The sequence below is a fragment of the Streptomyces sp. NPDC059524 genome (genome assembly GCF_042749255.1).
Taxonomy (GTDB): domain Bacteria; phylum Actinomycetota; class Actinomycetes; order Streptomycetales; family Streptomycetaceae; genus Streptomyces; species Streptomyces xanthii.
In genome coordinates, this window is sequence record NZ_JBHYTK010000102.1 from 1 (window position 1) to 19,579 (window position 19,579).

20 protein-coding genes are annotated in these 19,579 nt (G+C 73.1%); 11 read left to right on the plus strand and 9 right to left on the minus strand.

Translation table 11 applies throughout. The annotated features are described in order from the left end of the window. The first annotated feature begins 145 nt into the window (after positions 1-145). Entirely contained in the window at positions 146-1,252 is a 1,107-nt protein-coding gene (locus ACFW9D_RS25430; protein WP_384625191.1) for a DUF5937 family protein, read from the plus strand. 2 nt (positions 1,253-1,254) lie between these two features. Here the strand turns inward: ACFW9D_RS25430 and ACFW9D_RS25435 are convergent, their stop codons facing one another. From ACFW9D_RS25435 to ACFW9D_RS25445, 3 genes are all read right to left on the minus strand, one after another. After that, positions 1,255-1,887 (minus strand): AAA family ATPase, encoded by a 633-nt coding sequence (locus tag ACFW9D_RS25435; protein WP_384625194.1) that lies wholly within the window; start codon positions 1,885-1,887, stop codon positions 1,255-1,257. Positions 1,888-1,910: 23 nt separating this feature from the next. After that, positions 1,911-2,585 carry a response regulator gene (locus tag ACFW9D_RS25440; RefSeq protein ID WP_384625196.1) on the minus strand — a complete coding sequence of 225 codons (675 nt, stop codon included), beginning with the start codon at positions 2,583-2,585 and terminating at the stop codon, positions 1,911-1,913. 76 nt (positions 2,586-2,661) lie between these two features. Beyond that, entirely contained in the window at positions 2,662-3,867 is a 1,206-nt protein-coding gene (locus ACFW9D_RS25445) for a sensor histidine kinase (protein ID WP_384625199.1), read from the minus strand. Between the two features lie 118 nt (positions 3,868-3,985). Between ACFW9D_RS25445 and ACFW9D_RS25450 the strand changes: the two genes are divergently transcribed. Then, positions 3,986-5,023 carry an SAM-dependent methyltransferase gene (locus tag ACFW9D_RS25450; protein ID WP_384625202.1) on the plus strand — a complete coding sequence of 346 codons (1,038 nt, stop codon included), beginning with the start codon at positions 3,986-3,988 and terminating at the stop codon, positions 5,021-5,023. Here ACFW9D_RS25450 and ACFW9D_RS25455 read toward each other — a convergent pair. Next, positions 4,988-6,139, minus strand: a complete 1,152-nt coding sequence (locus tag ACFW9D_RS25455) for an NADH-quinone oxidoreductase subunit D (protein ID WP_223206085.1) — start codon at positions 6,137-6,139, stop codon at positions 4,988-4,990. The two genes, ACFW9D_RS25450 and ACFW9D_RS25455, sit on opposite strands and share 36 nt — an antisense overlap. A 31-nt stretch (positions 6,140-6,170) precedes the next feature. Between ACFW9D_RS25455 and ACFW9D_RS25460 the strand changes: the two genes are divergently transcribed. Further along, entirely contained in the window at positions 6,171-6,695 is a 525-nt protein-coding gene (locus ACFW9D_RS25460) for a PH domain-containing protein (RefSeq protein WP_384625204.1), read from the plus strand. Continuing rightward, complete coding sequence (locus ACFW9D_RS25465; RefSeq protein WP_384625207.1) at positions 6,692-8,041, plus strand: PH domain-containing protein; 1,350 nt, start codon at positions 6,692-6,694, stop codon at positions 8,039-8,041. Before ACFW9D_RS25460 ends, ACFW9D_RS25465 begins: the two co-directional genes overlap by 4 nt. Positions 8,042-8,331: 290 nt before the next feature. Here the strand turns inward: ACFW9D_RS25465 and ACFW9D_RS25470 are convergent, their stop codons facing one another. From ACFW9D_RS25470 to ACFW9D_RS25485, 4 genes are all read right to left on the minus strand, one after another. Further along, a complete protein-coding gene (locus tag ACFW9D_RS25470; protein WP_384625209.1) occupies positions 8,332-9,330 on the minus strand; it encodes a hypothetical protein in 999 nt (332 codons plus the stop codon). A gap of 158 nt (positions 9,331-9,488) precedes the next feature. Continuing rightward, positions 9,489-10,448 (minus strand): ABC transporter substrate-binding protein, encoded by a 960-nt coding sequence (locus tag ACFW9D_RS25475; RefSeq protein ID WP_188338277.1) that lies wholly within the window; start codon positions 10,446-10,448, stop codon positions 9,489-9,491. Positions 10,449-10,521: 73 nt separating this feature from the next. Further along, the gene (locus ACFW9D_RS25480; RefSeq protein ID WP_384625211.1) at positions 10,522-11,190 is read right to left on the minus strand and encodes an ABC transporter permease; all 669 of its coding nucleotides are present in this window, start codon (positions 11,188-11,190) and stop codon (positions 10,522-10,524) included. Next, positions 11,187-11,933, minus strand: a complete 747-nt coding sequence (locus ACFW9D_RS25485; RefSeq protein WP_384625214.1) for an ABC transporter permease — start codon at positions 11,931-11,933, stop codon at positions 11,187-11,189. The genes ACFW9D_RS25480 and ACFW9D_RS25485 overlap by 4 nt, the downstream gene beginning before the upstream one ends. Before the next feature lie 183 nt (positions 11,934-12,116). Here ACFW9D_RS25485 and ACFW9D_RS25490 point away from each other — a divergent pair, with 183 nt between their 5' ends. After that, positions 12,117-13,265, plus strand: a complete 1,149-nt coding sequence (locus tag ACFW9D_RS25490; protein WP_188338274.1) for an ABC transporter ATP-binding protein — start codon at positions 12,117-12,119, stop codon at positions 13,263-13,265. On the opposite strand, the gene ACFW9D_RS25495 is transcribed toward ACFW9D_RS25490, so the two are convergent. Beyond that, a complete protein-coding gene (locus tag ACFW9D_RS25495; RefSeq protein ID WP_384625218.1) occupies positions 13,255-14,364 on the minus strand; it encodes an alpha/beta hydrolase in 1,110 nt (369 codons plus the stop codon). The two genes, ACFW9D_RS25490 and ACFW9D_RS25495, sit on opposite strands and share 11 nt — an antisense overlap. A 201-nt stretch (positions 14,365-14,565) precedes the next feature. Here ACFW9D_RS25495 and ACFW9D_RS25500 point away from each other — a divergent pair, with 201 nt between their 5' ends. The 6 genes from ACFW9D_RS25500 to ACFW9D_RS25525 all read left to right on the plus strand — a co-directional run bounded on the left by ACFW9D_RS25500 (position 14,566) and on the right by ACFW9D_RS25525 (position 19,562). Further along, positions 14,566-16,398: a phosphatidylglycerol lysyltransferase domain-containing protein gene (locus ACFW9D_RS25500; RefSeq protein WP_384625221.1), complete on the plus strand. Its 1,833-nt coding sequence runs from the start codon at positions 14,566-14,568 to the stop codon at positions 16,396-16,398. Beyond that, positions 16,395-17,258 (plus strand): dihydropteroate synthase, encoded by an 864-nt coding sequence (folP, locus tag ACFW9D_RS25505; RefSeq protein ID WP_188338271.1) that lies wholly within the window; start codon positions 16,395-16,397, stop codon positions 17,256-17,258. Before ACFW9D_RS25500 ends, folP begins: the two co-directional genes overlap by 4 nt. Beyond that, on the plus strand, positions 17,255-17,833 hold the full coding sequence (locus ACFW9D_RS25510; protein ID WP_188338270.1) for a nuclear transport factor 2 family protein: 579 nt from the start codon (positions 17,255-17,257) through the stop codon (positions 17,831-17,833). The genes folP and ACFW9D_RS25510 overlap by 4 nt, the downstream gene beginning before the upstream one ends. Positions 17,834-18,044: 211 nt before the next feature. Continuing rightward, the gene (gene folB, locus ACFW9D_RS25515; protein ID WP_188338269.1) at positions 18,045-18,404 is read left to right on the plus strand and encodes a dihydroneopterin aldolase; all 360 of its coding nucleotides are present in this window, start codon (positions 18,045-18,047) and stop codon (positions 18,402-18,404) included. Continuing rightward, the gene (folK, locus tag ACFW9D_RS25520; protein WP_384625225.1) at positions 18,401-19,000 is read left to right on the plus strand and encodes a 2-amino-4-hydroxy-6-hydroxymethyldihydropteridine diphosphokinase; all 600 of its coding nucleotides are present in this window, start codon (positions 18,401-18,403) and stop codon (positions 18,998-19,000) included. Before folB ends, folK begins: the two co-directional genes overlap by 4 nt. A gap of 76 nt (positions 19,001-19,076) precedes the next feature. After that, on the plus strand, positions 19,077-19,562 hold the full coding sequence (locus tag ACFW9D_RS25525; protein WP_188338267.1) for a DUF3180 domain-containing protein: 486 nt from the start codon (positions 19,077-19,079) through the stop codon (positions 19,560-19,562). Positions 19,563-19,579 lie beyond the last annotated feature (17 nt).

Below are 19,579 nucleotides of genomic sequence, written 5' to 3' on the forward strand. Positions count from 1 at the left end.
GGGGCCCCCCCGCCGGGGGGGGCCGCGCGCGGCGGGCGGCCCCCCGCCCCCCGCCCCCGCCCCCCCCCCCCCCCCCCCCCCGCGCGCGCCCCCCCCCCACACCCCCCCCGGCCGGACTGTCACAGGCGGCGTGCACCATGGGGTCATGAGCGTGAGCATCGACGTCACGGGGCTGCCCGTGGAGCGGATCCATGTCGTGCCCTCGCCCCTGGCCGAGCTGGGCATGGCGCTGCACGCGCTGTCGGAGCCCGCGCACCACCCGGGGCTGCAGGGGTGGACGACGAGCGTGTCCGCCTGTCTCGACCCGTGCCTGGCGGACCGCCTGTGCGAGGCGGACTTCCTGTGGCGGTCGACGTACTCGGACGTGTTCGTGCCGTACTCCGGGGCGCCGGGCCGGCGCACCCTGCCCGGGGCGACGCTCGCCGAGGAGCTCGACCTGCTGGACAAGCTGTCGGACGAGGAGTTCGTGGACGCCGCTCTGGAGTTCACGTGCCAGACGAACTACGCGACGCGCGGCGCGGACCACCTCTCGGACCGGGCCGCGCGGGAGCGGGCGCTGGACCTCGCGGCGGCGCGCGGCGCGCACCAGGTGCGCTTCACCCGGCGTCTGCTCGACGATCCCCCGGCGATCCGGGCCTGGTTCCGCGAGCTGCTGCAGGACTGCGACGAGGCGTTCTTCGCCGACATGTGGGCGCGGGTGCGGCACCCGCTGGCGGCCGACGCCCGGCACAAGACGCAGCTGCTGCGGCACAAGGGGCTGCGGGAGGCGCTCGGTTCGGTCTCGGGCGCGGTCGCGATGGACGAGGCGGGCGGCGCCGTGGTCGTCGACAAGCTGTCCGAGGGCCAGACCTCGACCGGGGACGGGGGCCTGCTCCTGGTGCCGACGAGCCTGGGCTGGCCGCATCTGTTCGTCGTGCACCGGCACGGCTGGCAGCCGACGATCCTGTACCCGAGCGCGGCGCCCGGACCTGCCGCGCCGCCTTCCGTGGCGGAGCTGACCCTGCGCATGTCGGCGCTCGCGCACCCGGTCCGGATGCGGCTGTGCCGGCACCTGGCCCGGGGCTCGTACACGACGGGCGAGCTGGCCGACGCGTACGGGATGACGGCGCCGGAGATCTCCCGGCATCTGTCGGTCCTGAAGAAGGCCGGTCTGGTCACCACGCGGCGGCACGGCCGGTACGTGCAGCACCAGCTGGACCTGGGCCTGGTGTCCCGGCTCGGCGCCGACTTCATCGAGGGCGTGCTGCGCTGAGCTCAGTCGAAGCGGATGTGCCGGACGCCGACCAGGGCGCGGCGGGCACGCCCCCGCAGGGCACCGTCCTTGTTCGGTGTCAGCGTCAGGCCGGACAGCACGGCGACGCGGTCGGCGGTCTTGGCGACGGTGGACTCGTCGGTCCACAGGTGCTCGGCGAACTCGGGCTCGCGCAGCCGCTCCAGACAGTGGTCGAGCTGCCCCACGGCCCAGCTCTCCCGCTTCAGCACGCCTTCCTTGCCGACGACGAAGCGCAGGACGTGCCCGAGTCCGCGCTCGCGCAGGCGCCGCAGGACGGTCTCGCGGGAGGCGAGGAGCGTGAAGTGCCGTACGTCGTGGCCCCGTTCGCGCAGCTCGCCGAGGATCTCCGCGTGGTGCGCGGGGTCGGTGAGCGTCATGGGGACGACGACGTGCCCGTCGTGCCGGGTGAGCGCGAGGTCGAGCGTCTCCAGGACGCCGGCCCGCCACGCCGCCAGGTCCCGGAAGTCCTCGCGGAGTCCGGGCGGCAGCGTGCGGTGCAGCCCGAAGCCGATGTGTTCCGGGTCGCAGACGACGCTGCCGGGCAGCCGGCGCCGCAGCTCGTACGCGGTCTGTGTCTTCCCGCCACCGAAAGGGCCGTTGATCCAGAGCAGCATGCGCAGACCCTAGAGCCTGACGGTCAGCCCTGTCCGCCGCCCGCGCGTACCAGTCCGGTCTCGTAGGCGAGGACGACGACCTGGACGCGGTCGCGGAGGTCGAGCTTGGTCAGGATGCGGCCGACGTGGGTCTTCACGGTGGCCTCGGACAGCACGAGGCGGGCCGCGATCTCGCCGTTCGACAGGCCCTGCGCGACGAGGATCATGACCTCGCGCTCGCGCTCGGTGAGCCGCGCCAGCTGCTGGTGCTGGGGTTCCTTGGTGCTGCTGGGCAGCATCGGGGCGAACCGGTCGAGCAGCCGCCGGGTGGTGGACGGGGCGACGACCGCGTCGCCGCTGTGCACGGAGCGGATCGCGGTGAGCAGCTCGCCGGGCGGCACGTCCTTGAGCATGAAGCCGGAGGCGCCCGCCTTGAGGCCGGAGAACGCGTACTCGTCCAGGTCGAAGGTGGTCAGGATCAGCACCTTCGGCGGGTTCGGCTCCGAGCAGATCCGCCGGGTCGTCTCGACGCCGTCGAGCTTCGGCATGCGCACGTCCATGAGGACCACGTCCACGGACGTGAAGCGCAGCACCTCGAGGGCCTCGACGCCGTCGCCCGCCTCGGCGACGACCTCCATGTCCGGCTGGGCCGCGAGCACCATCCGGAAACCGGTGCGCAGCAGCACCTGGTCGTCGACGAGCATCACCTTGATCGACATCGGGCGGGTCCTCACATCTGGTGGGCGGGGTGGAGCGGTGCGTGCGCCGGTACGGGTCCGGTGGCGCTGGTACGTGTCAATGAGCGGGCTTGAGAGGCAGCAGGGCGCTGATGCGGAAGCCACCGCCGGGGCGCGGGCCCGCGTCCAGCGTGCCGCCGACCATACCGACGCGCTCGCGCATCCCGATGAGGCCGTGGCCGCGGCCGTCGGCGCCGCCGTCCTCGTAGAGCTCGTGCGGGGCGCCCTTGCCGTCGTCCTCGACGAGCAGTCCGAGCCCGTCGTCGAAGTAGACGAGCCGGACGCTGGCGCCGACGTCGGAGCCGCCGTGCTTGCGGGTGTTGGTGAGCGCCTCCTGGACGATGCGGTAGGCGGTCAGCTCGACGCCGCTGGGCAGCGGGCGGGCGGTGCCCTCGACCTTGAAGTCGACGGGCAGGCCCGCCGTGCGCACCTGCTCGACGAGGTCCTCGATCTGCTGCACGTCCGGCTGCGGCACGTACTCGCCGCCCTCCTCGGGCTCGCCGGTGCGCAGCACGCCGAGCAGCCGGCGCATCTCGGCGAGGGCCTGCCGGCCGGTGCCGGAGATGGTTTCCAGGGCCTTCTTGGCCTGGTCGGGCGCGGCGTCCATGACGTAGGCGGCGCCGTCGGCCTGCACGACCATCACCGACACGTTGTGCGCGACGACGTCGTGCAACTCGCGGGCGATGCGCGCCCGTTCGGCCGCGACCGCGACCTTGGCCTGCGCCTCGCGCTCCTTCTCCAGGCGGTTGGCCCGCTCCTCCAGCTGCGCCAGGTAGGCACGCCGGGTGCTGAGCGAGTCGCCGAGGACCCAGGCGAGGGCGAACGGCACCATCTGGAAGATCGTGATGGCCAGGTGGCCGAGGCCGCTGGAGTGCTCGGTGGGCCAGCGCAGCTCGGCGAGCGGCGCCGCGCACAGGCCGCCGATCAGGCCGAAGCGGGAGGCCCACTTCGCGCCGTTCGCCGCGACCGTGTAGATGATCACGAGCAGGGCGAAGTCGGCCACGACGGCCCGGCCGTCGAAGACCATCTGGGCCAGGCCCGACACCGCGGCGAGCACGAGCATCAACTCGGGCATCCGCCGCCGCAGCGCCACGACGACGCACAGGACGACGGAGAGCACCACGGCCGCGACCACGTTGGTGTCGTGCACGGGCGCCCCGTTGACGGGACTCAGACTCACCACGGACAGGCCGAGGAGGACGACGGCCCAGAAGCTGTCGACCCACGTCGGGTGTCTGCGGAGAAAGGCGTAGAGGCGCTGCACGTCACCCAGCGTAGGCAAGCGCCGGGTGTGCGGGGGTCAACCGGAGGACCGATCCGCGCCCGGCGCGCGTACTCCCCAAGGTGGAGGCGCGTGCGCCCCCTGCGCATAGCCTGCACCGGTGGATCACGTACGACAGGACGAGGGGCGCGGCTGGCGCGAGGCCGCCGAGGAGGCCCTGTACGGGCCGGAGGGCTTCTACCGGGGGCCGGAGGGACCCGCCGGGCACTTCCGTACGTCGGTGCACGCGTCGGCGCTGTTCGCGGACGCCGTCGCCGCGCTGCTGTGCCGGGTGGACGCCGCGCTGGGCTCCCCGCCGGAGCTGGCCTTCGTCGACATGGCGGCCGGCCGCGGCGAGCTCGTCACGCGCGTCCTCCAGGTGCTGCCCGCCGGTGTGGCCGCACGCGTGCGTGCCTGCGCGGTCGAGAAGGCGGAGCGGCCCGCGGATCTCGATCACCGGATCGAGTGGCGCGCGGCGCCCCCGGAGGGCGTCACGGGCCTGCTCTTCGCGAACGAGTGGCTCGACAACGTGCCGGTCGACGTCGTCGAGACCGACGAGGACGGCGCCGCCCGGCTGGTCCTCGTCGACGCGGACGGCGCCGAGACCCTGGCGGCCGGGCCCCTGGACGAACCGTCGCGGCGCTGGCTGGACGCCTGGTGGCCGCTGCCCGCCGAGCCGGGCCTGCGGGCCGAGGTGGGACTGCCGCGCGACACGGCGTGGGCGGCGGCCGTGGGCTGCCTGGAGCGGGGTCTGGCGGTCGCGGCGGACTACGCCCACGCGCGCGAGGCGCGGCCGCCCTTCGGCACGCTCACGGGCTTCCGGCAGGGCCGCGAGACGGCGCCCGTGCCGGACGGCTCCTGCGACATCACCGCGCACGTGGCGCTCGACGCCTGCGCCGTGACGCCCGGGGCCCGGATCGTGCCGCAGCGGGCCGCCCTGCGAGGGCTCGGCGTACGCGCGGGGCGCCCGCCGCTCGCCCTCGCCTCCCAGGACCCGGCCGCCTACGTACGGGCGCTCGCGCGGGCGGGCGAGGCGGCGGAGCTGACCGCGCGCGGCGGGCTCGGCGACTTCGGCTGGCTGCTCGAACCGGTCGGGCTGCCGGGCGGGGACCCGCTCGGGGCCCTACTTGTCGATGTCGCCGACGACGAAGAACAGTGAGCCGAGGATCGCCACCATGTCGGCGACGAGCGTGCCCGGCAGCAGTTCGGTGAGCGCCTGGATGTTGTTGTAGGACGCGGAGCGCAACTTCAGGCGGTACGGCGTCTTCTCGCCCTTGGAGACGAGGTAGTAGCCGTTGATCCCGAGCGGGTTCTCCGTCCACGCGTACGTGTGGCCCTCGGGCGCCTTGAGCACCTTGGGCAGCCGCTGGTTGACGGGGCCCGGAGGCAGCTCGGCGAGCCGGTCCAGGGCGGCGTCGGCGAGGTCCAGCGCGTTGTGCGTCTGCTCCAGGAGGCACTCGAAGCGGGCCAGGCAGTCGCCCTCCTGCCGCGTGACGACCTTCAGGGTGTCCTGCAGCTCCCCGTAGGCGAGGTACGGCTCGTCGCGCCTGAGGTCGAAGTCGACGCCGGAGGCGCGGGCGATCGGGCCGCTCACCCCGTAGGCGTGCGCCGTCTCCGGGGTCAGCACGCCGACGCCGCGCGTGCGGCCGCGGAAGATCTCGTTGCCGAGCACCAGGTTGTCGTAGACGTCCATCCGGGAGCGCACGTCCGCGACGGCCGCCCGCGCGCGCGTGGTCCACCCCTGGGGCAGGTCCTCCTTGAGGCCGCCGACGCGGTTGAACATGTAGTGCATGCGTCCGCCGGAGACCTCCTCCATCACGTTCTGGAGTTCCTCGCGCTCACGGAAGGCGTAGAAGACCGGAGTGATTCCGCCCAGTTCGAGCGGGTACGAACCCAGAAACATCAGATGGTTCAGCACACGGTTCAGCTCGGCCAGCAGGGTCCGCAGCCAGACCGCGCGCTCGGGGACCTCCATGCCGAGCATCCGCTCGACGGCGAGCACGACGCCCAGCTCGTTCGAGAAGGCGGACAGCCAGTCGTGGCGGTTGGCGAGCATCACGATCTGCCGGTAGTCGCGCGCCTCGAACAGCTTCTCCGCACCGCGGTGCATGTAGCCGATCACCGGCTCCGCGTGCTGGATGCGCTCGCCGTCGAGCACGAGACGCAGGCGCAGCACACCGTGGGTGGAGGGGTGCTGCGGACCGATGTTGAGCACCATGTCGGTGCTCTCCGCGGCACCGCCGATGCCGACCGTGGCCTGAGTCGTGGGCGTCATGCCGACAGTCTCTCCTACGTAGGGTGGGCTCATGGATACAGGGGCGAGGGGCATCACCGGCGCCGTGGACACTCCGGACACGTCCGACGGGACCGACCCGGTATGGACGGGCCTGCCCCGGGGCCTGCTGAAGCTGCGCCGGCTGCTCCTGGTGCTGTGGCTGGTGCCGGCCGCCGTGGCGGCCGGAGTGCTGCTCGGCGTGTTCGCGGGCCCGCCGTGGGCGGCGTTCGCCGTGCTCCCGCTGGCGCTGCTGGCCTGGGGCTGGCCGATGCTGGGGCGCAACTGGCGGTCGTGGCGGTACGCCGAGCGGGCCGACGACCTGCTGATCACGCGCGGGGTCCTGTGGCGCGAGGAGACGATCGTCCCGTACGGGCGCATGCAGCTGGTCGAGGTGACCTCGGGCCCGCTGGAGCGCCGGTTCGGGCTCGCCAGTCTCCAGCTGCACACCGCGGCCGCCGCCACCGACGCGACGATCCCCGGCCTCGCGCCGGCCGAGGCCGAGCGGCTGCGCGACCGCCTCACCGAGCTCGGCGAGGCCCGATCGGCGGGCCTGTGACGGCCCCGCACGCCCCGGACGACCTCCGGGACCCCGAGACCGCCGCGGGCGCCGCAGAACGGCGTCTGCACCCCGTCACGCCCCTGCGCAGGGCGTGGGCGCCGATCGCCGTGCTGCTCGGCTGGGCCGTGCACGACATGGACGAGGCGCAGCGCCGGCTGGCCCAGCTGACCGCGACGACCCTGATCGTCGGCCTGGGCGTGCTCGTGCCGGCCGCCGCCCTGTACGGCTTCCTTACCTGGTGGTTCACGCACTTCTCGGTGACGGACACCGAACTGCGCATCCGTACGGGCCTGTTGTTCCGCCGCACCGCCCACATCCGGCTCGACCGGCTCCAGGCGGTCGACGTCACGCAGCCGCTGCTGGCGCGCTTCGCGGGCGTCGCGAAACTCAAACTCGACGTCGTCGGGGCCGACAAGAAGGACGAACTCGCCTATCTGGGCGAGAAGGAAGCGCGCGCCCTGCGGGCCGAACTCCTCGCGCGGGCCGCCGGGTTCGCCCCGGAGTCGGCGCACGAGGTGGGCGAGGCGCCCTCCCGGCAGATCCTGCACACACCGCCGCGGATGCTCGCCACGGCGCTCCTCCTGACGGGCGCGCCCTGGGCGATGCTGCTCGCCGCGGCCGTCGTGCCCGCCTTCCTGTGGATCGCCACCCACAACCTGTGGACGGTCGTCGCGGTCGCCGTGCCGCTGGCCGGCGGCGCGTTCACCAACAGCGCGGGGCGCTTCGTCAAGGAGTACGACTGGACGGTCGGCGAGTCCGAGGACGGGCTCCGTATCGACCACGGGCTGCTCGACCGGGTCCACGAGACGGTCCCGCCGGGCCGGGTGCAGACGGTGCGCTTCGTCGAGCCGCTGCTGTGGCGGCGGCGCGGCTGGGTCCGGGTCGAGCTCCATGTCGCGGGCTCGTCGAACTCGGTCCTGGTCCCGGTCGCCCCGCGCGAGCACGCCGAGGACGTCGTCGCGCGGATCCTGCCGGGCGCGGCCGTGCCCAAGCCGGCCGACTTCGCCCCGTCGCCGCGCCGCGGCCGCTGGTGCGTGCCCGTGTGGTGGCGCTCCTACGGGGTGGCCGTCACGGAGACGGTCTTCGCGGCCCGGCACGGGCTGCTCCGGCGGCGTCTCGCCCTGGTCCCGCACGCCAAGGTGCAGAGCGTGCGGCTCACCCAGGGGCCCTGGCAGCGGTACTGGCGCGTCGCGAGCCTGCACCTGGACACGGGCGCGAACAATACGGTGACCGCCCCGCTCCGCGACGCGCAGGAGGCCGCGGAGCTCCTCCGCGCCCAGGCCGACCGCTCCCGCACGGGTCGCCGCGACGCGCGCCCGGACCGCTGGATGACGATGCGCTGACCGCGGGGCGTGGGGGCGGGGCGGGTGCCTCGCTGTGCCGTCCGCCGGGTACCGGTTTCGTCGTGGCTGGTCGCGCCCCGCGGCGGAGCCGCAAGTCGACACAGCCCCGCGCCCCTGAAATGCAGGCGCTGCGCGCCGCATTTCCCCGATCGAGGTGCGGGGCGCCTTTCATCTGGGGAAGGCGCGGCGAAGCCGCAGCCTTCCAGGGGCGCGGGGAACTGCGCGACCAGCCCCCGCCGGGGCGCGCCCCGCGACGAAACCGAGCGGCCCCTGACGGGGCGGCCGGTGGATCAGGCGCGCAGGGCCGTCCTGAGGTCGCCCACGTCGATCTGCTCGGTCTCGTCGTGCTCCGTCAGGTCGATGACCTCCTGACCGGCCACGGCATCCGCATCCGCATCCGCATCCGCATCGACGTCGCCCGCGGCCTCGTGCTCCGTTCCGGCCGCCTCGCCGGGCGCGGCCGAGAGCGCCGGCCGCTCCTGCCGGGCCTGCTCGGCGGTCAGCCGCTCCGCCGCGACATCGGCGGCCAGCTCCTCACCGACGACGTCCGCGAGGTCCTGCTCCTGCGCGGAGCGCCCCGTGCCGAAGAAGTCGAAGCCGCCGATCAGCGCCTTGCGCACGGGCGCGGGAGGCATCACGGTCGCGACGGCCGGCACGAGGGAGTGGCCGGACGCCGCTGAGGACTTCCCCCGGGAATCCGCCTCCTCCGCGACCTCGGGCTCGCCCGCGGCGGCCATCCGGTCGAGCGCCGCGTTGGCCTTCAGGTAGAGCGAGGGGGTCACGCCGCCGCCGGGCGTCGTCGCGCCCACGGGCGGCAGCGCCCTGGCCGGGGCGGCGCTCTCTATCGCGAGCCGGCGCCGGCCTTCGAGGGCGCTGGCCCGCTCGGTCTCCGCGTTCGCGTACCGGCGCAGCAGCGCGGCGTGCTCACCGCGCAGCGCGGCCAGTTCGGCGCGCTTGGAGCGGAGCTTGGTCTCCAGGCGGGTGCGCAGCTCGCGCGACTCCTCCAGGTCGCCCTCCAGCTCGGCCACCGCCTCCTCGTGCCGCCAGCGCTCGCTCGCCGCGCCCCGGTTCAGCTCGGCGACCTGCTTGCCGGCGAGCCGGTCCCAGCGGCGCATCACGACGGAGCCGACCACGGCGGCGGCCGCGGCGACGGCGGTGATCCCGCGCAGGACCAGCGGATCGCCGGACAGCCAGGCGCCGCCCGCGCAGACGAGCGGCACACCGGCGATCACCGAAGGGGGCAACATGCGGTGCAGGGGTGGGGAATGGCGGTGACGTCCACGTGGCATGGCCAGAAACTTACCGCGCGTAGGCGAATCGCGAAGCCCCGCCCGGCAAAATCCGGGCAGACCCCTCGGGAAAATGGCCGAACTTGCGCTCATGACCGATCACTTGGCGTCACCCGCCCTCCCGCGCCCGTCCCCACGCATCCGCCCCACCCTCAAGATCATTTACCGATGAGGCCCTTGGACTCGAGATATTCCTTCGCCACATCGGCCTCCTTCTGGCGCTCCGCGTCGACCTTCCGGTTCAGCTCCACCAGATCGTCGGTGGTGAGTGCCTTCGTGAGCTTCCCGAGCGCGTCGGCGATCGCCTTGTCGCCCGCGTCCTTCGCGTTCACAACCGGAATGATGTTGTCCGCGTTCTGGAGCTTCTTGTCGTCCTCCAGGAGAACGAGCCCGAAGTTCTCCAGCGTCGCGTCCGTCGTGGTCGTCAGGACCAGCTGATCCGTGCCGGTCTTCACCGCCTGCTTGGCCTGAGTGGTGCCGACGCCCTTGGGGTCGATACCCGCCACGTCGATCCCGTACGTCTTCTTCAGACCCGGCGCGCAGAACGGCCGCTGCTCGCATTCGTCACCCGCCGCGATCTTGACCTTCTGGCCCGAAGCGCCGAGATCCGAAAGGGTCTTGAGCTTGTGCTTCTTCGCGAAGCTCTCGCTCACCGCGAACGCGTTCTGGTCGACCGCCCCGCCCGCGTCCAGAACCTTCAGACCCTCCGGCCCGGCGAGCCCCCGCAGCGCCTTCACCGTGGCGTCGACATCGCTGGAGGCGACCGGCTCCGCCTTCGGGCCGTTCTTCTTCAGGTTGAGGAATTCGGCGAGCGTCGCCGCGTATTCGGGCACCACGTCGATCGCGCCCTTGGCGAGCTGCGGTTCGTAGATCTCCCGGTTCGCGACGGTCTTCACCGAGGCGTCGTATCCGGCGTCGTCGAGTATCTGCCGGTACAGCTCACCGAGGACCTTCGCCTCGGTGAAACTCGCGGCGCCCACGACGACCTTGCCCTTGCCGCCGCCGGAGCCCGCGTCGTCCTTGCCCTCCAGGCTGTCGCCGCCGCACGCGGCCAGCCCCACGGTCAGCGCGCCCACCGCCACGGCCGCCAGAGCCGCCCTGCGTGTCCTGCTGTTCATGACTCTCCTCGTTGTGCCGATGCCTTGCCGAAACCGGATGAATCGACGCGGGGACGCACCGCGCGAACAGTGCTCACGCCCGCCCCCGCATCGGGTCGCACAGCCGCCCCACCGCCACGAACGCGCCCTCGACGACCAGTGCGAGCGCCGCCACGAGCACCGCGCCCGCGACCACCTGCGGCGTGTCCTGGAGGTTGAACCCGGCGGTGATGATCCGCCCGAGCCCGCCCTCGCCGGCCATCGCGGCCAGCGTCGCCGTGGCGATCACCTGCACCGCCGCCGAGCGCAGCCCGGTCATCACCAGCGGGTACGCCAGCGGCAGCTCGACCCGGGCGAAGACCTGACCGCCGCTCATGCCCATGCCGCGCGCCGCCTCCACCACCGAACGGTCCACCTCGCGCACACCCACGTACGCGTTCGTCAGCAGCGGGGGCACCGCGAAGAGGACCAGCGCGATCAGCGTCGGCACGTCTCCGTGCCGGCCCAGCGGGGTCAGCGTGAGCAGCACCAGGACGGCCAGCGTGGGCACCGCGCGTCCCACGTTCGACACGTTGACCGCGAGGGCGCCGCCCCGGCCGATGTGCCCGAGCCACAGGGCGAGCGGCAGCGCGATCAGACAGGCGATGCCGAGCGCGACGCCGCTGAAGTACAGATGCTCGGCGAGCCGGTGCCACACGCCCTTCTCGCCCTGCCAGTTGGCGCTCGTGGACAGCCAGTCGTAGGCGCCCGATATCGCGTTCATGCCACCTTCTCGGGCTCAGGGAGCGCGGGTGAGGCCGCCGCCACGCGTCTGCGACGCGGGCGCGGGCCCCGCCCCCGCGTCGCCCGCGTCCACGGCGTCAGCAGCCGCTGGAGGCCGAGCAGCAGCAGGTCGGCGAGGACCGCGAGGGCCACGCACAGCACGGACGCGGTCAGCACCTGTGCCTTGAAGTCGCTGTCGAGGCCGCCGAGGATCAGCGTGCCCAGGCCCCCGTAGTCGACGATCGCGCCGACCGTCGTGAGCGCCACCGTGGACACCGTCGCGATCCGCACCCCGGCCAGCAACGCGGGCAGCGCCAGCGGCAGTTCGACCTCCCACAGCAGGCGCAGCGGCCCGTACCCCATCCCGCGGGCCGCCTCGGTGGCCTCTTCGGGGACGGACTGGAGCCCCGCCAGAATGTTCCGCACGAGAATCGTCAGCGAATACAGGACGAGGCCGGTGATCACGAGAGCCGGAGAGAGCCCGAAAAGGGGCAGCAGCAGGGAGAACATCGCGAGGGAGGGAATGGAATACAGCACGGTCGTCAGGCCGAGCACCGGCGCCGCGAAAGCCCGCCTGCGGCGCGCGAGCAGCGCGAGCGGCAAGGAGATCAGGACTCCGATCACCACCGAGGCGACGGTGATCCCCACGTGCTGCACGGTCGCGTCGACCAATTCCTGGCTGCGGGTGCGCAGATACTCGCCGCACACCCACTCATTGCGCACCAGGCAGTTCTGCTCACTCACCCCGCCCGCCTCCCCCGTTTCCCCGAACGTATGCCGCCGGCCGCGCCCCCGCACGGTCGCCGCCGACACTTTTCGAACTGCGGACGACCCTAACCGCCGGCACTGACAACGGCCGATGCCCACCCCCTCCCCGCAACACCGCCGTCACACAACTACGGTCCCTTGGCGGCAGAATGGGGTCCCATGATCCGGTTCGAGCACGTCAGCAAGCGGTACGCGGACGGCACAACTGCCGTCGACGATCTGTCCTTCGAGGTGAACGCGGGCGAACTGGTCACGCTGGTGGGCCCGTCGGGCTGCGGCAAGACCACGACGATGAAAATGGTGAACCGGCTCATCGAACCGTCCGCGGGCCGGATATTCCTCGACGGCGACGACATATCCGAAATCGATCCGGTGAAGCTGCGCCGGCGTATCGGATACGTCATCCAGCAGGTGGGCCTTTTCCCGCACAAGACGGTCCTCGACAACACGGCGACGGTCCCGCACCTGCTCGGCGTCCGGCGCGCCGAGGCCCGCGCCCGCGCCGCCGAACTGCTCGATCTGGTGGGCCTGGACCCGAAGGTGTTCGGCGAGCGCTACCCCGAGCAGCTCTCCGGCGGCCAGCGCCAGCGGGTCGGTGTGGCCCGCGCGCTCGCGGCGGACCCGCCGGTGCTGCTGATGGACGAGCCGTTCGGCGCGGTCGACCCGGTGGTCCGCGACCATCTCCAGACCGAGTTCCTGCGCCTGCAGCGCACGCTCGGCAAGACCGTCCTGTTCGTCACGCACGACATCGAGGAGGCGGTCCGCCTCGGCGACCGCATCGCCGTCTACGGGCAGGGCCGCATCGAGCAGTTCGACACCCCGGCCGCGGTGCTCGGCGCCCCCGCCACGCCCTACGTGGCCGACTTCGTCGGCGCGGACCGGGGCCTGAAGCGCCTCTCGGTGACGCCCATCGAGGAGAGCGACCTGGAGCAGCCGCCCGTCGTCCACCTCGACGACCCGCTGCCCCGCGACCTCGACGCCCGCTGGGCCGTCGTCCTGGACGGCGAGGACAACCTGCACGGCTGGATCTCCGCCGGGCACGCGCGCGAGGCGGCGAAGGGCGAGACCGTACGGGACCACGCGCGCCGCATGGAGGCCTGGCTGCCCGTCGGCGCCTCCCTGAAGCAGGCGTTCGCGACGATGCTCCAGCACGACGCGGGCTGGATCGCCGTGATCGACGAGCGCTCCGAGGGCCGCTTCCTGGGCGTCCTCACCCCGGCCCGGCTGCACGAGGCGCTGCGCCGCTCCACCGCGGCCGACGCCCAGGACGTCGCACGGACCGACGTGGACCTGGAGATCATTCGCTGAGCCGGGCGCTCAGCCACTGGAGGGTCGCCGGGATCTCCCGGCGCCAGGTGTTGAAGTTGTGCCCGCCGCTGTCGAGGACGATCGACGCCACGCGCGCGGGCGGCTTCACCTTGCCCAGGAACGCCATGGTGTCCGGGTAGTTGTACTCGCCCTGCCTGCTGGTCGTCACCAGGAGGGAGGTGTCGGGCGGCGGCAGCCGGTCGAGGGACCACAGGAGGTCCGCCCGGTTCCGCAGCTCCTGGTCGCCGTGGAACAGGTCGCCCGTCGTCGGGTCGAGCGCCGCCCTGTAGTACGCGGAGAGCCCGGCGCCCGCCCTGTAGACGTCGGGGTGGTGCATGGCCAGCTTCAGGGCGCAGTAGCCGCCCGTGGAGTCGCCGACGATCCCCCACTCCTTCTCGGTGCGGTAGCGGGCGGCGACGGCCCGCGGCAGGTCGCGTGCGAAGAAGGTCTCGGTGCGCGGGCCGCCCGGCACGTCCACGCACTCGGTGTCGCGCGGCGGCGCCACGGTCGGCCGGAGCATGACGAGGATCATCGGCCGCATCTGGTGCGCGGCGGCGAGCCGGTAGGCGGTCTGCGGATAGCGCAGCCCCTTGTAGAGCGCCTCCGCGGTGCCCGGATAGCCCGTGAGGACGACCGCCGCAGGGAAGTGGCGTCCGGCGTGGCTCTGCTGGAAGTACTCCGGCGGCAGATACACGTACGCGGGGCTCGCGATCCGGGTGTCGCGCCCCACCACCTCGATCTTCTCGATGCGGCCCAGGCTGTCCGGCCGGGCGCCGGGCGGTGCGGTGAGGCCTCCGGCGGAGACGGCGTGCACGGTCCGGGCGGCGCCGCCCGGACCCGCCTGCTCCGTGACGACGCCCTCGGTCTGCTCGCGGCCCAGCAGGTCGTCCCAGGACGCGTAGAAGCCGAAGGACCGGTTCACGCCGAGGCCCACCGCGCAGAACAGCAGCAGCTGGGTGGCGAGCAGCAGCGCCACGCGGCCACTGACGGACCGCCAGGAGCGGCGCGACAGACGGGGCCAGAGCAGCACGGTGCAGAGGAAGAGGACCACGGCGAGCAGCACCGCGAGGGCGAGCACCGTGTGACTCGTGAGACCCATGGGTTGTCTTCCGCCTCCGCGTCGACGTGATGGGGGCGCCCCGTGCGGAGCAGCGGCTTTTCTCCTGCTTTCCTCACCCTTTACGGCTCTTTTCCGGGTGGGAGTGAACCCGCTTCCCGATGCGTCCGTCCTAGAGGGCGCACGTCACGGATGCCCGATATGGATGTCCGTTCACGCTTCTCGTAGAACGACGGAAATGCGATGTTCGTCAGGATAGATGCGCAGAACCGGGGCACCGTTCCGGGACGGCTGGGGCGCGTGGTGCGCGGCGCGGTGCGCGGACCCCGCCCGGAGTCGGTGCCGGCCTGGATCGCCCGGGCGGGTCTCCTGGTCGGGCTGCTCGACGTCGCGGCCGGCGTCTTCCCGCGTTTCCGGCACAGCCGCATGCACGCCCTCGCCCAGGTCCTGCCGGGCACCCTCGGCCCGTACGCGGCCGCCCTCGCGCTCAGCTGCGGCGTCCTGCTGCTCCTGCTCGCGCACGGGCTGCGGCGGCGCAAGCGGCGGGCCTGGCGGGCCACCGTGGTGCTCCTGCCGCTCGGCGCCTGCGCCCAGTTCGCGTACCGGCACTCGCTCGCGGGGGTCGTCATCCCGCTCGCCCTGCTGTGGCTCCTCGTCCGGCACCGCGGCGAGTTCGACGCGCTGCCCGACCCGCGCAGCCGCTGGCGCGCGCTGGCGAACCTGGTGGTGATGGGCGCCGGTTCGCTGCTGCTCGGCCTCGCGATCGTGAGCGCTCACCCGGACAAGCTCGCGGGCGACCCGAGTCTGGCGGACCGTCTGGCCCACGTCCTGTACGGGCTGTTCGGCGTCGACGGACCGCTGGACTACACGGGCCGCACCTCGTCCACGGTCGCGTTCTCCCTCGGCGCGCTCGGCATGCTCACCGCGCTCACCACGATCTACTTCGCGCTGCGTCCCGAGCATCCGGCGGCCAGCCTCACCGAGGACGACGAGGCCCGGCTGCGCGCCCTTCTGGAGCGGCACGGCGCCCGGGACTCGCTAGGCCACTTCGCGCTGCGCCGCGACAAAGCCGTCGTGTTCTCCCCGAGCGGCAAGGCGGCCGTCTGCTACCGCGTCGTGTCCGGGGTGATGCTCGCCGGCGGCGACCCCGTCGGGGACGTGGAGGCCTGGCCCGGCGCCATCGAGCGCTTCATGGACGAGGCGCGGGCCCACTCCTGGACCCCGGCCGTCATGGGCTGCTCCGAGACCGGCGGCGAGGTGTGGACCCGCGAGACGGGGCTCGACGCGCTGGAGCTGGGGGACGAGGCGGTGGTGGACGTCGCGGATTTCTCCCTCGCGGGGCGGCCGATGCGCAATGTCCGCCAGATGGTGAAGCGGATCGAGCGCGCCGGCTACGAGACCCGCGTCCGGCGCGTCCGTGACCTGTCCCCCGCCGAGCTGGACCGGATCCGCCGCGCCGCCGACGCCTGGCGCGGCACGGACACCGAGCGGGGCTTCTCCATGGCGCTCGGCCGCATCGGTGACGCCGCCGACGGCGACTGTCTGATCGCCACGGCCCACAAGGCCCCGGACGCCGACAGCGGCCCGCAGGGGCCCCACGGAGACCTGAAGGCCGTCCTGCACTTCGTCCCCTGGGGGCCCGACGGCGTCTCCCTCGACCTGATGCGCCGCGACCGCGCCGCCGACCCGGGGATGAACGAGCTGCTGATCGTGACCGCCCTCCAGGCCGCCCCGCGGCACGGCATCGCGCGCGTGTCGCTCAACTTCGCCATGTTCCGCTCCGCCCTCGCCCGCGGCGAGAAGATCGGCGCGGGTCCGGTCCTGCGGGCCTGGCGCGGCCTGCTCGTGTTCCTGTCCCGCTGGTTCCAGATCGAGTCGCTCTACAAGTTCAACGCCAAGTTCCGCCCCCGCTGGGAACCCCGCTTCGTGGTCTACGGCTCCCCCCGCGACCTCCCCCGCATCGGCTGGGCCGCGATGCAGGCCGAGGGCTTCATCACCCTCCCCCGCCCCCGGCGCCCCGGAATTCACCCCTGCGACGCGAGGCATCCCCCGCACAGCCCTACGCTGGAAGCATGAGCACGTCGCAGGTCCGCCGGGGCCACGTAGCCAATCTCCCCGCATGGGACCGCTGCGCGGTCATGGGAGTCGTCAATGTGACGCCCGACTCCTTCTCCGACGGCGGGCGCTGGTTCGACACCACCCGCGCGGTCAAGCACGGCCTCGACCTGGTCGCCCAGGGCGCCGACCTCGTCGACGTCGGCGGCGAGTCGACCCGTCCCGGCGCCACGCGCGTGGACGAGGACGAGGAGCTCAAGCGCGTCATCCCCGTCGTGCGGGGCCTGGCCGCCGAGGGTGTCACCGTGTCCGTGGACACCATGCGCGCCAAGGTCGCCGAGCAGTCCCTGGCGGCGGGCGCCGCGCTGGTCAACGACGTGAGCGGCGGCCTCTCCGACCCCGCGATGATCCCCGTCGTCGCCGCCGCGGGCGCCCCCTTCGTCGTCATGCACTGGCGCGGCCTCCTCGCGGGCGATGCCGTGCACGGGCACTACGAGGACGTCGTCTCGGAGGTCGTCGACGAGCTCCGCGCGCGTGTCGACGCCGTCATAGCCGGGGGCATCGCGCCCGACCGCATCGTCGTCGACCCCGGCCTCGGTTTCTCCAAGGAGGCCGGGCACGACCTGACCCTCCTCGCCCACCTCGACCGCCTCCACGCGCTCGGCCACCCCGTCCTGGTCGCCGCCTCCCGCAAGCGGTTCCTCGGCCACGTCCTCTCCGACGGGCAGGGCGCCCCGCCGCCCGCCCGCGAGCGCGACGCGGCCACCGCCGCCGTCTCCGCGATCGCCGCCCACACCGGCGCGTGGGCCGTCCGCGTCCACGAGGTCCGGGCCACCGCCGACGCCGTCCGCGTCGCCCGCGCGGTCGAGGGAGCCCTGTGACCCACACCGACATCCAGGCCGTCGACGACGCCAACCGCGCGTTCTACGAGGCCCTGGAGCGCGGCGACTTCGAGGAACTGACCTCGCTGTGGCTGGCCCCCGAGGACGTCGCCTACGCCGAGGACGCCGACCCCGACGACGCCGAGGACACCTCGATCAGCTGCGTCCACCCGGGCTGGCCGGTGCTCACCGGACGCGGCGAGGTCCTGCGCAGCTACGCGCTGATCATGGCGAACACGGAGTACATCCAGTTCTTCCTGACCGACCTGCACATCAGCGTGGTCGCCGACACGGCCCTGGTGACCTGCACCGAGAACATCCTCAGCGGCGGCCCCGCGCCGGAGGGCGGCGAGGAGCTCGGCCCGCTCGTCGGCCAGCGTGTCGTCGCGACGAACGTGTTCCGGCGCACCCGTGACGGCTGGAAGCTGTGGTCCCACCACGCGTCCCCGGTCCTCGCCGAGTCGGAGGACGAGTCGGACCTCGACGCGGAGATCGACCGCCGGCTCGACGAGGGTCCGGGCGGCGGCATCGGAGGTATCGACGGCAACCTGGGCGACGACGGCTCACCCGCCTGAGTGGGTACCCGGCTCGGAAAGCGCCGGAATTGCGGGCCCGTGGTTGGCGGCGGGCCCGCGTGGGTAGGGGCGGCTACCAGCCGGACCGCCGGATGTCCATAGCCCCCGCGGGCGAGCGATGTCCGAGCGCGCGGGTAGATTCGAACGAGCCGGCGCAGCGACCGCACATCGATGGGACCGGCTCCTACCGACGACTGCAGGAGTGATTCGCGTGGATCGTGTCGCGCTGCGCGGCCTCAAGGCCCGAGGGCACCATGGCGTCTTCCCCAAGGAGCGCGAGGAGGGCCAGACCTTCATCGTGGACCTGGTGATCGGACTCGACACCCGGGCGGCGGCGGCCGACGACGACCTGGCGAAGACCGTGCACTACGGCATCGTGGCGGAGGAGGTCGTGGCCGTCGTCGAGGGCGAGCCGGTCGACCTCATCGAGACGCTCGCCGAGCGCATCGCCCAGACGTGCCTGAAGCACGAGGGGGTGCGGGAGGTCGAGGTCTGCGTCCACAAGCCGGACGCGCCGATCACCGTGCCCTTCGACGACGTGACCGTCACCATCACCCGGAGCCGAGTATGAACAAGACGCAGTTCGACCCGACCGTCCAGCCGGTGCCGGCCTCCGTGGTCGAGCAGGTCGACGCGGCCGACAGCACGCTGTCGAACCCCAAGCGCGCGGTGCTCTCCCTCGGCTCGAACCTGGGCAACCGCCTGGAGACCCTCCAGGGCGCCGTGGACGCCCTGGAGGACACCCCGGGCGTCCGGGTCAAAGCCGTCTCCCCCGTGTACGAGACGGCGCCCTGGGGCGTCGACCCCGGCTCCCAGCCCTCGTACTTCAACGCGGTGGTGATCCTGAAGACGACCCTGCCGCCGTCCTCGCTGCTCGAGCGCGCCCACGCGGTCGAGGAGGCCTTCCACCGCGTGCGGGACGAGCGCTGGGGCCCGCGGACGATCGACGTGGACATCGTTGCCTACGCGGACGTCGTCTCGGACGACCCGGTGCTCACGCTCCCTCACCCGCGGGCCCACGAGCGCGCCTTCGTGCTCGCCCCCTGGCACGACGTGGAGCCGGAGGCCCAGCTGCCCGGCCGCGGCCCCGTCGCCGACCTGCTCGCCGAGGTCACCCGCGAGGGCATCGCCCCGCGCGCCGACCTGGAACTCCGGCTGCCCGAGTAATCGTTAGGGTCTAGCGGGCACGGCCGCAGCCAGGCGGTCGTGGACGGCCGTAGACATCTGAAGGGCGACCACGGGGATGAAGCAACTGCGGATCAGGACGCTCGCCGGGCTCTTCGTGGTGGCGGGCGTCCTGTCCTGGGCGGGCGCCCGGCTGTGGAACGCGGTGGGCACACTGCCCCGCGTCCCCCCGGCCGCCCCCGTCGTCCTCGCCCTCATCGCGATCGTCCTGCTGGCGACGGCGCTCTCCATCCGCTCCCGGCTGAAGGCCCAGCGCGCCCGGGTCCCCGACGCGCGCGGCGTCGACCCGATGATGGCCGCCCGCGCCCTCGTCTTCGGCCAGGCCAGCGCCCTGGTCGCCGCGCTCGTCTCCGGGATGTACGGCGGCACGTTCGCGTTCCTGCTGGAGCACCTGGACGTGGCGCCCCGCCGGGACCAGGCGATCTACGCCGGCTTCTCCGTCGTCGCGGGCATCGGCGTGATCGCCGCGGCCCTGTTCCTCCAGCACGTCTGCCGGCTCCCGGAGGACGACGACGACACGAAGGGCACCGCCCCCACCACCTGACCGCCCAGCGCCCAGCG